The organism is Pseudomonas sp. (assembly GCF_050739655.1).
Classification (GTDB): Bacteria; Pseudomonadota; Gammaproteobacteria; order Pseudomonadales; family Pseudomonadaceae; genus Aquipseudomonas.
This window is the reverse complement of record NZ_JBOIBY010000367.1, coordinates 1-9,431: the sequence shown is the minus strand read 5'-3', so window position 1 is coordinate 9,431 and position 9,431 is coordinate 1. Positions and strand designations below refer to the sequence as shown.

Annotated in this window: 11 protein-coding genes and 1 pseudogene; 7 read left to right on the top strand and 5 right to left on the bottom strand. The window is 59.0% G+C overall.

The window, feature by feature from the left end:
• The 3 genes and pseudogenes from ACRESJ_RS17575 to ACRESJ_RS17565 form a co-directional block, all read right to left on the bottom strand.
• A pseudogene (locus ACRESJ_RS17575) lies at nucleotides 1-528 on the bottom strand (hypothetical protein); the annotation flags it as partial.
• A 162-nt stretch (nucleotides 529-690) separates the two neighbouring features.
• Nucleotides 691-1,236 carry a cytochrome b gene (locus ACRESJ_RS17570; protein WP_431759038.1) on the bottom strand — a complete coding sequence of 182 codons (546 nt, stop codon included), beginning with the start codon at nucleotides 1,234-1,236 and terminating at the stop codon, nucleotides 691-693.
• Nucleotides 1,233-2,318 (bottom strand): catalase family peroxidase, encoded by a 1,086-nt coding sequence (locus tag ACRESJ_RS17565; protein WP_431759037.1) that lies wholly within the window; start codon nucleotides 2,316-2,318, stop codon nucleotides 1,233-1,235. Before ACRESJ_RS17565 ends, ACRESJ_RS17570 begins: the two co-directional genes overlap by 4 nt.
• 155 nt (nucleotides 2,319-2,473) lie before the next feature.
• Here ACRESJ_RS17565 and ACRESJ_RS17560 point away from each other — a divergent pair, with 155 nt between their 5' ends.
• The 3 genes from ACRESJ_RS17560 to ACRESJ_RS17550 all read left to right on the top strand — a co-directional run bounded on the left by ACRESJ_RS17560 (nucleotide 2,474) and on the right by ACRESJ_RS17550 (nucleotide 4,481).
• On the top strand, nucleotides 2,474-2,980 hold the full coding sequence (locus ACRESJ_RS17560) for a sigma-70 family RNA polymerase sigma factor (protein WP_431759036.1): 507 nt from the start codon (nucleotides 2,474-2,476) through the stop codon (nucleotides 2,978-2,980).
• Complete coding sequence (locus tag ACRESJ_RS17555; protein WP_431759035.1) at nucleotides 2,977-3,729, top strand: anti-sigma factor family protein; 753 nt, start codon at nucleotides 2,977-2,979, stop codon at nucleotides 3,727-3,729. The genes ACRESJ_RS17560 and ACRESJ_RS17555 overlap by 4 nt, the downstream gene beginning before the upstream one ends.
• 104 nt (nucleotides 3,730-3,833) lie before the next feature.
• The gene (locus ACRESJ_RS17550) at nucleotides 3,834-4,481 is read left to right on the top strand and encodes a YceH family protein (protein ID WP_431759034.1); all 648 of its coding nucleotides are present in this window, start codon (nucleotides 3,834-3,836) and stop codon (nucleotides 4,479-4,481) included.
• A gap of 112 nt (nucleotides 4,482-4,593) precedes the next feature.
• On the opposite strand, the gene ACRESJ_RS17545 is transcribed toward ACRESJ_RS17550, so the two are convergent.
• Entirely contained in the window at nucleotides 4,594-5,412 is an 819-nt protein-coding gene (locus ACRESJ_RS17545) for a shikimate 5-dehydrogenase (RefSeq protein ID WP_431759033.1), read from the bottom strand.
• 245 nt (nucleotides 5,413-5,657) lie between these two features.
• Here ACRESJ_RS17545 and ACRESJ_RS17540 point away from each other — a divergent pair, with 245 nt between their 5' ends.
• From ACRESJ_RS17540 to ACRESJ_RS17530, 3 genes are all read left to right on the top strand, one after another.
• The gene (locus tag ACRESJ_RS17540; RefSeq protein WP_431759032.1) at nucleotides 5,658-6,032 is read left to right on the top strand and encodes a hypothetical protein; all 375 of its coding nucleotides are present in this window, start codon (nucleotides 5,658-5,660) and stop codon (nucleotides 6,030-6,032) included.
• 293 nt (nucleotides 6,033-6,325) lie between these two features.
• Nucleotides 6,326-6,520, top strand: a complete 195-nt coding sequence (locus tag ACRESJ_RS17535) for a hypothetical protein (protein WP_431759031.1) — start codon at nucleotides 6,326-6,328, stop codon at nucleotides 6,518-6,520.
• Nucleotides 6,521-6,635: 115 nt separating this feature from the next.
• Nucleotides 6,636-6,827 (top strand): hypothetical protein, encoded by a 192-nt coding sequence (locus ACRESJ_RS17530; protein WP_431759030.1) that lies wholly within the window; start codon nucleotides 6,636-6,638, stop codon nucleotides 6,825-6,827.
• Here the strand turns inward: ACRESJ_RS17530 and ACRESJ_RS17525 are convergent.
• Nucleotides 6,824-7,885, bottom strand: coding sequence for an AI-2E family transporter (locus ACRESJ_RS17525; protein ID WP_431759029.1), 1,062 nt, complete (start codon nucleotides 7,883-7,885; stop codon nucleotides 6,824-6,826). The two genes, ACRESJ_RS17530 and ACRESJ_RS17525, sit on opposite strands and share 4 nt — an antisense overlap.
• Nucleotides 7,886-8,047: 162 nt before the next feature.
• On the opposite strand from ACRESJ_RS17525, the gene yegQ reads away from it, so the two are divergent.
• A complete protein-coding gene (yegQ, locus tag ACRESJ_RS17520; protein ID WP_431759028.1) occupies nucleotides 8,048-9,373 on the top strand; it encodes a tRNA 5-hydroxyuridine modification protein YegQ in 1,326 nt (441 codons plus the stop codon).
• Nucleotides 9,374-9,431 lie beyond the last annotated feature (58 nt).

Sequence of the window (9,431 nt, the reverse complement as noted above, 5' to 3'; positions counted from 1 at the left end):
GGCGTGAGCATCCCCACCAACGGCCGCGACTGCCGAACGCGAATAACCGATAAGCATGTCAATTACATAGGGGCCAGCAGATTTTGATTGCTTTACAGGTTCGGCTTTTCCTACGACCGTATCCGGTAGCGAGTAATCCCGAACAGGAAAAGGCGTAAAGCGACTCTCACCTTTGTTATTGATCGCTAATAATCCACTCTTCCCTGCTTCTTCTATAACCGCAGTTAAACTGCCATCCCCACTTCTCACCGTAACCAAAGAGCCCACAGACCTGTCCGGCATGATCAAATTCCCGCTCTCAACGGTATAACCATCAATCACCTTCGAACTCGACCGCTCAAACACCCCCGGTTTAATCAGATCGGCATAAAGCTCTGCCGTCGATTTACTCGCCACACTCTCCACAACCCAACTTTTCGGCCCACCCGGTTCCGGCGGCGATGTATTCGCACAGGCCCCCAGCAACACCGCCAACGAAACCGCGGAAAAAAAACTCCGTATAAAACGCACACCTGCAGTCTCGAACATGGTTCGTCTCCCGAAATAACACGATCAATGCTGTTCGACTGACCTCATCCAGGTCACTGCAGTCGTTGAACATTGAACGTGCTTTTTTCGGGACGCGATACTGTCAAAGTTGACAGGTAGAAAGCCGCACCCTCCTACATTTGACCGTGTGCGTCGCGGAAATTAGCCGCGATCCTTACCCCGCAACATGCTCTCCAACACGCCATCACGCCGTACCCAACCGTGAAACAACGCCGCCGCCAGATGCAGCAACACGGTCAGAAACAGCAGATACGCCAGATAACCATGGGCCTTGCGCAGGAAGGCAAACACCTGGGCATTGGCCGATACGATCGAGGGAAGCTGCAACGAACTGCCGAGCATCACCGGTTCGCCCGATGCCGAAATCATCGCCCAACCCAGCAACGGCAAGATCAACATCAAGGCGTAAAGCAAGATGTGCGATGCCTTGGCCGCCAGTGCCTGCCAGCCCGGCAGGTCAGCTGGCAGTGGAGGCTGTTGCGTGGAGAAACGTACGACCAGACGCACAATCACCAGCAGCAAAATGGCGACGCCCAGGGGCTTGTGCAGGTTAATCAGCCATTCATGGCGTTCCGACACCGAGGCAACCATGCCCGCGCCGATAAACAGCATGGCGATGATCATCAGCGCCATCAGCCAGTGCAGCAGGCGCGCCAGGGGAGCGAAATGATTAGGTTGAGTGCTCATTGCTGGGCCTCCTTTTTGGCGGCGGGCAATTGGCTGACTTCGCTGGTGCGACGCAGGTAGGAAGTGGCGTAAGCGGCAGAACGTGCGGCAAGCAACGGATCGTCGGAACCTTCGATGCCAGCGGGCAACACCAGCGGGTCATAGTTGATATCGCGGCACTCTCCGCTCAGTTGTGGCTGCACGCTTTCCAGCACCAGGGTGCCAGCGTTCAACACCTTGCGTCCCTCGGGCCAGACCTTGCTGGCGTCGTTGACCGGGTCGCCGGGGTTGGCCAGGGTGATCATGAGCTGCCAACGCAGCGGGCCAGCGGCGATGCGCTGCACCAGGTCTTTTTCAAGAAAATCGCTGCCTTCTGGCGCTGTCGCGCCCGGCGCATCCAACACCTGCGGCACCATATTCCAGCGCACCGCCTGCTTTTGCCCGGCGGCGTTGACCAGGTAAAACGCGTTGACGCTGTTATAAGTCTCGGTCACGTAGCTGGCCGAAGGCTTGGCGGTCTTTACCCAGGCCAGGAACGGCGCGGCTTCCGGGTGCGAACCGAAGAACGCCGGCACGGCGGCGGGGTCCGGTTTACCCGTCGCGGACAGCGGCGACTGGGCCTGCTGCAATTGATAGAACGCCTCGGGCGTGCCCACCGGGAACACCGGCATGCTGTTCATCCCCGTGCGCCATTGCTGGCCGTTGGCCTGGGTGAAGCGCAGCGCCATGCTACGGATGGGTACAGCACTGTCAGGCGCGTACGGATTGCCTGGCGGCAAGGCCAATCGGCCAACCACCGGCGTGCGCACCTCATTGAAAACCTGCGCGGTGGAGTAACTGCGCGCCTCGCCGCTGCTCTCGAAATGACCGATCACGCAGACGCCCTTGGCGTGATTGCGACGGAAACCCGGGTGCACGCCATTGTTGGTTTCCAGCACGTTGACCAGTTTTTTCGGCGTCAGACGCTGTGGGTCAAGGGTGCCATTGACGTAGGCAAAAGCCCCGGCCACAGCGGCGACCACCACGGCAATGCCGGCCAGGCGCAACGTCAGGCTCGCGGCACTCAACGGGGGCCGGGTTGGCGGTGATGAGCGATCTACCATGAAAGACTCCAGGGCCATCGGCCACAAGTGAGAAGAATCAGGCAGACGAACCCCGCACAGGTTTATTCCATCGCGCAGTATTTATTTTTCAGGCGTGGAATAATTTCGAGCGCCGGACGTCTTCCTGGTCAAGCGTAGTGACTAGCCAGAACTTCATGAACGATATCGACGAACAACTGAGAGAAATCATCCCCAGATTGCGGCGATTTGCCGGGTCGCTGACGCGCAACGCCAGCAGCGCCGACGACCTGGTGCAATCGTGCCTGGAACGCGCGCTGTCGAGTTGGGGTGACAAACGCCCCGAAGGTGATTTGCGCGCCTGGTTGTTCGCGATCCTGTATCGACAGTTTCTCGATGCGCACCGCCGCTCCCGGCGTTATGCACGGATGCTCGAATTTTTCACCGGGCGCGATGATGTGCAGCCTTCGGTGGAGCGCACCGTGATCGCGCAATCGACCCTCAACGCCTTCGATCAACTGCCCACCGAACAGCGCGCGCTGCTGTTGTGGGTGTCGGTGGAAGGCCTGAGTTACAAAGAGGTCGCCGAGATTCTCGACGTACCCACCGGCACCGTGATGTCCCGCCTGTCCCGGGCCCGCCAGGCCCTGCGCCAACTCAGCGATGGCGAAATCACCCGCCCTGCCCTGCGGAGACTCAAATGATCAGCATGCCCCCCAGCGAGCGCGACCTGCACGCCTATATCGACCACCAACTCAGCGATGCCGACCGGCTTCTGGTGGAGACGTTTCTCGCCAGCAATCCAGATAGCGCTTCACAGGTACGAGCCTGGCAACAGGATGCCCAACAACTGCGTGCAGCCCTGAGCGGCGCCTTGCAGCAACCGGCCAACCCGGACCTCGACCCGGTGCAGATTCGCCAACGCCTCAAGCGCCAGTCACGCCGCCATCTGGCAAGCGCCGCCGTATTGCTGATCGCCGTCAGCATCGGCGGGGTCAGCGGCTGGCAGGCGCGGGAAATGACCCTCCTCAGTGCAGCGCAACCCATGGCCGACGCCATGCAGGCTTACCGTCTGATTGCCGAGCAGGGGATATTGCCCGCGGATTACAGGGCCGGGGATGACGGCGACATGCAAGGCTGGCTCGACCGATATTTCACCCAGGCCAATCGCTTGCCCGACTTGGCCGGCGCTGGATTCAAGCCAGTGAGCGGACGCCTGCTCAGCACCGAACAGGGGCCGGCGGCGATGGTGGTGTACGAGAATCAGGACGGCAACAAGATCAGCTTCTACGTGCGCCCACCGGGACCGAGGAACTTCATGCTGCCCAGGGGCAGTCGCAGCGATGGCAACTTGCAGGCCGAATACTGGTCGGGAGGCGGCTACAACTATGCGATGGTCAGCCCGGCGGATACACCGACGGCGCAGATGCTCAAACGAACCGTGAACTTCTGAACAGAACATGTCGCGGGCAAGACGGCAATGCTCGACTAACCTCCCCGAACGAGGTTTGATAAGCCGAGTTTTCCAGATCAACCGTTAGCGAGGTTCCAGACACTGTGAGTACTGAGCAAGAAACGACATTCGAAGAACCAAGCCTCAACAGCACGGAAATCCGCATTCTGGGGTCGTTGATCGAGAAGCAGGCCACCAGCCCGGAAACCTATCCGCTGACCCTCAATGCCCTGGTGATTGCCTGCAACCAGAAAACCAGCCGCGAACCGGTGATGAACCTCACCCCTGGCCAGGTCGGCCAGAGCCTGCGTGCGCTTGAGGGTCGTGGCTTTGCCAAACTGGTGATGGGCAGTCGTGCCGATCGCTGGGAGCATAAGGTCGACAAGGCGCTGGAACTGGTACCGGCGCAGGTGATTCTGACGGGGCTGATGTTTTTGCGCGGCCCGCAGACGGTCAACGAACTGATGACCCGCAGCGGGCGCATGCATGAGTTTGAAGATGCCGAACAGGTGGTGCATCAGCTGGAACGATTGATTGCCCGAGGTTTGGCGGTATTAATTGCGCGTCAGGCTGGCCAGCGTGAAGACCGTTATACCCATGCCTTGGGCGATCCGGCGGATATCGAAGCGATCATGGCTGCGCGGCAGAATCCATCGGAACGTAGCAGCGGCGGCGGTGTTTCACTTGAGCGGATCGAAGAGCTTGAAGCGCGGATTGCTGCGCTGGAAGAGCGGTTGGCGCGGCTGGAATAACCCGCCATCACAGTACCAAATGTGGGAGCCAGCCTGCTGGCGAAGCGATTTATCAGTCAAGTCAATTTTGGATGTGCCAACAATGGCGTCGGCACATCCAACTCCAGGTCAATCAACCCCGCGCAAACGCCACCGCTTTCTGAAACTGCTCATCGGTCGGGCGCACGCCGGTGTAAAGCACAAACTGCTCCACCGCCTGGATCGCAATCACTTCCAACCCGGTGATCACTTTTTTTCCTTCGGCGCGTGCGCTCACGATCAACGGCGTTTCCGAGGGAATCGCCACCACATCGAATACGATGTCCGCAGCCTTGATGATGTCAGCTTCAAACGCCAATTGACCGGCTTGCGGCCCGCCATCCATGCCCACCGGGGTCACGTTCACCAGCATCTGTGGACGCCGGGCGCTCAAATCCGCTTGCCATTCATAGCCCAGGGATTCGGCTAAAGCCCGCCCGGCGCGCTCGTTGCGTGCGACGATCAGGCCGTTTTTATAACCACCGTCACGCAGGGCGCTGGCCACGGCCTTGGCCATGCCGCCACTGCCACGCAGGGCAAACGAGGTGTCCTTGGGCACTTCATGGGTTTCCAGAAGCTGGGCCACGGCGATGTAATCGGTGTTGTAGGCCTTGAGATGGCCGTCGGTGTTGACGATGGTATTGATCGATTGGATGGCGGCGGCGGAGGCATCCAGCTCATCGACCAAAGCGATGCAGGCTTCCTTGAACGGCATCGACACGCCACAACCGCGAATACCCAAGGCACGGATACCGCCCACGGCGCCGGGCAGGTCCTGGCTGCTGAACGCTTTGTAGTAGAAATTCAGCCCCAGTTGTTCATACAGATGGTTGTGAAATCGCAGGCCAAAATTACCGGGGCGACCGGAGAGGGACATGCACAGCTGGGTGTCTCGATTGGGGTTCATCTGCATGTAAATCTCCTTTTAGCGCACTTTCAGATAGGCGGGATTAGCCAGCCCATGTGTTCTGATCGATGATATTCGTGTACCTGCCCACGGCACCGAAACCCCGTCAGCAAACCGGTACAGACCTTACACAAAATTTACCCAGTGGCTGTGCTGATTTTCAAAAAAACGCTGTCTTAGGAGTATCCCCGCGACAATCCTTGCGCCTATTGCAGACGCAAAGTGCCGAGGCGAAGAACCGGAGAACTATCATGATCCGTAACATTCCCACAGTTGCCTTGCTGATCGGCGCTCTGGCTATCGCAGGGCAGGCACAAGCGCATGGCGGTGGCGGTGACGGTTGGGAAGGTCCCGCGGTGTTTGGCGCGATCGTCGGCACGGCCATCGTCGGTTCGGCCATCATCAACAGCAACCGACCGGTCTACGTCGCCCCGCAACCCGTCTACGCCGCGCCTCCACCGGTTTATTACGCACCACCGCCACCGGTTTACTACCAGCCGGCGCCGGTCTACGTGCAACAACCGGTCTACTACGGCCCGGCACCTGTCTACTACGGGCCACCGCGTGGCTATTACGGTCCGCCACGGGGTTACTATGGGCCTCCACATGGTTATGGCCGCTGGTAATTCGAAGGCGACCTCACTACTGAACGTTTCTCCTTGTAGGAGCTGCCGCAGGCTGCAATCTTTTGATCTTGATTTTTAGAAACAAGATCAAGAGATCGCAGCCTCGTTGCACTCGACAGCTCCTACACAGCTCCTACACAGCGCCTGCAGAGCTCCCGTTTGTCGCCTGAAGTCTGGATAAATCTCGTCAAGGTCGCTCTTGGAACAGTACCAACGGTGCAACTTGGCAAGATTGACGCTCTCCCGTGGGGAAATTGGTCAAATTCATACTGATAAAAAGCAAGGACGACCGCATGCCAACGCAGAATCCGCACCACATTGTCGGCCTGTGCACCTCGAGCAAGGTGTACAACACGCTGACCGAGCTCAAACAACTGGAGGGCCACCGCAGCGCCAAGTTCCTTTCGCTGCTGACCCAGAACCTGGTGCGCAAGGGCCTGCTCAATGAGCGGGAAGTGGTGCACATGCTCGATCAGGTGGTCGACTGAGCGACAGCCGGCCAGTTGCCCTCACTGACATCAATGACCACTATCGAAAACGGTGATTGTCCGAAAAATCCCCCAGCCCGTAAGGTAGCTCCATAGATTGATGGAGGTACTTATGATGTCTCAGGTTCAAATCATGTCCGTTATTGGCAGCGCCGTTCCCGCATCGCTCAGGGAATCGGGACTGCTCGCCTGCTGGTATCTGGTTCAGGACGGAGAGCCGATCAGCGGCCCGCTTACTTCTCTTCCAGCGGCCCAGGCACTGTCGCAGCGCATCGGCGCAGAGCAGCCAGGCAAGTTCAACGCCTAAGGCAGCTGAACCCGCGGTTTGGTTTCGAGGAAAATGTCCCAGCTCGCCATGAACAGCGCGGCAATCAAGGGACCGATCACAAAGCCGTTCAGGCCAAAAATCGCCAGGCCGCCCAGCGTCGAGATCAGGATCATGTAGTCGGGCATCTTCGTATCCTTGCCCACCAGAATCGGTCGCAGCACGTTATCCACCAGGCCGATGACGAACACCCCGAACAACACCAGCGTCACCCCTTGCCAGATCGCCCCGGTGAACACAAAGAACGCCGCTACAGGCGCCCAGATAATCCCCGCCCCCACCGCGGGCAGCAGCGACAGAAACGCCATCAATACCGCCCAGATCAACGCACTGGGAATGTCCAGAAACCAGAAAATCAAACCGCCCAAAGCGCCCTGCGTAATCGCCACCACCAGATTGCCCTTCACGGTGGCTCGTACCACACGATTGAACTTGAGCTGCAATCGTCGCTTCTGGTGCTCCTCCAATGGCACGGCCGTGCGTACCTTGCGGGCCAGTTCCGCGCCGTCGCGCAGGAAGAAAAACAGCAGGTACAGCATGATGAAAAAACTGACGATGAACTCGAACGTGCCCTGACCGAAGCTGAAGGCCTTGCTGGCCACGAACTCATTGCCGGTCATCGCACTCTTGATGATTTTCTCCCGCAGCCCGTTCAGTTCACCCATGCCGAAACGATCGAGCAAATGCTGGAAATACACCGGCAGGCTGTGTTTGAACTGCGCCACGTACCCGGCGATGTCCAACTCGCCGCTTTCGATGTTCTTGTAAACCGCTGTCCCCTCCTGAACCAGGAAGATGCTCAGGACGATCACGGGCAGGATCGCGATCAACAGACAGATACTCAGTGTGAGCAGCGACGTGAGGTTGCGCTGCCAGCCGAGCTTCAGTTGCAAATTGCGCTGCATGGGTGCAAACAGGATCCCGAGGATCACCGCCCAGAACACCGCGCCGTAGAACGGCAGCAATATCCAGACAAAAGCAATGCTCACCACGGCCAGCAGGATCGTCAGCGATCTGTCTTTGAGGGTTTCGTCGTTCATGTCGGATCCATGCCTGTCTGCCTGGACGCGAAAGTACGTCCTGATGCTTAGGCCACCACGGCGCGCACGAGTGCCCTCCATTGGTGAATAAAACATAGATCCAGATCAATAAAGCCTCGGGCCAAGACGACTACCCTGCGCGGCTTTTGCGATCGACTCACCATGATCCTCATTGCACCGGAACTGCTTGCACCTGCTGGCACCCTGAAAAACATGCGTTATGCCTTCGCCTACGGCGCCGATGCGGTGTACGCCGGCCAGCCGCGTTACAGCTTGCGTGTGCGTAACAATGAGTTCGATCACGCCAACCTGGCCCTGGGTATCCGCGAGGCCCAGGCGCAGGGCAAGCGTTTTTATGTCGTGGTCAACATCGCGCCACACAACGCCAAGCTCAAGACCTTCCTCAAGGATCTGGCGCCCATCATCGCCATGGCGCCGGACGCGCTGATCATGTCCGACCCCGGCCTGATCATGCTGGTGCGCCGGCACTACCCGCAGATGCCGATCCATCTCTCGGTCCAGGCCAATACGGTGAACTGGGCGAGCGTCGAGTTCTGGCAGCAACTGGGTTTGAGCCGGGTGATCCTGTCGCGGGAATTGTCCCTGGAGGAGATCGCCGAAATCCGTCAACAGGTCCCGGCCATGGAGCTGGAGGTGTTTGTCCACGGGGCGCTGTGCATGGCCTACTCCGGGCGCTGCCTGCTGTCGGGCTACATGAACAAGCGCGACGCCAACCAGGGCAGTTGCACCAACGCTTGCCGCTGGAAATATTCGGCGCAACCCGCCAAGGAAAACACGCTCGGCGAAATCGTCCAGCAGTTCCAGCCGGAACCGACCTTGGGCATCGGCGCTCCCACCGAGCAACTGTTCCTGTTGCAGGAAGCCAATCGCCCCGATGAACAGATGCCTGCCTTCGAGGACGAACACGGTACCTACATCATGAACGCCAAGGACCTGCGCGCGGTGCAACATGTCGAACGCCTGACGCAGATGGGCGTGCACTCACTGAAAATCGAGGGCCGGACCAAATCGCATTTCTATTGCGCGCGGACCACCCAGGTTTACCGTCGCGCCATCGACGATGCGGTCGCCGGTCGCGAGTTCGATCGCAGCCTGATGACCGACCTGGAATCCCTCGCCCAACGCGGCTACACCGAAGGTTTCCTGCGCCGGCATGTGCATGATGAATATCAGAACTACCAGAACGGCAGCTCGGTGTCGGAACGGCAACAGTTTGTCGGCGAACTCACCGGTGAACGGCGGGACAGGTTGGCGCAGGTAAAGGTCAAGAATCGATTCGGCCTGGGCGATCACATGGAACTGATGACGCCCAAGGGCAACTTTCACTTTGATCTGCATCAGCTGCAGAACGCCAAGGGCGAACCCATCGAAGTGGCGCCCGGTGACGGGCACACGGTTTACCTGCCGATACCGGATGCGGTGGATTTGAATTTCGGTTTGTTGATGCGCGATATCAGCGCCACCTGAATCACATACCTCCCTGTGGGAGCGGGCTTGCTCGCGAAAGCGGTACATCAGTCAACGC

Bases quoted from the DNA above. Each gene is read 5' to 3' on its own strand.
- ACRESJ_RS17530 (WP_431759030.1), top strand. From the start codon at position 6,636: ATGTCTCAGGTTCAAATCATGTCCGTTATTGGCAGCGCCGTTCCCGCA.
- ACRESJ_RS17560 (WP_431759036.1), top strand. From the start codon at position 2,474: ATGAACGATATCGACGAACAACTGAGAGAAATCATCCCCAGATTGCGG.
- ACRESJ_RS17535 (WP_431759031.1), top strand. From the start codon at position 6,326: ATGCCAACGCAGAATCCGCACCACATTGTCGGCCTGTGCACCTCGAGC.
- ACRESJ_RS17540 (WP_431759032.1), top strand. From the start codon at position 5,658: ATGATCCGTAACATTCCCACAGTTGCCTTGCTGATCGGCGCTCTGGCT.
- ACRESJ_RS17570 (WP_431759038.1), bottom strand. From the start codon at position 1,236: ATGAGCACTCAACCTAATCATTTCGCTCCCCTGGCGCGCCTGCTGCAC.
- ACRESJ_RS17545 (WP_431759033.1), bottom strand. From the start codon at position 5,412: ATGCAGATGAACCCCAATCGAGACACCCAGCTGTGCATGTCCCTCTCC.
- ACRESJ_RS17525 (WP_431759029.1), bottom strand. From the start codon at position 7,885: ATGAACGACGAAACCCTCAAAGACAGATCGCTGACGATCCTGCTGGCC.
- ACRESJ_RS17565 (WP_431759037.1), bottom strand. From the start codon at position 2,318: ATGGTAGATCGCTCATCACCGCCAACCCGGCCCCCGTTGAGTGCCGCG.
- ACRESJ_RS17555 (WP_431759035.1), top strand. From the start codon at position 2,977: ATGATCAGCATGCCCCCCAGCGAGCGCGACCTGCACGCCTATATCGAC.
- yegQ (WP_431759028.1), top strand. From the start codon at position 8,048: ATGATCCTCATTGCACCGGAACTGCTTGCACCTGCTGGCACCCTGAAA.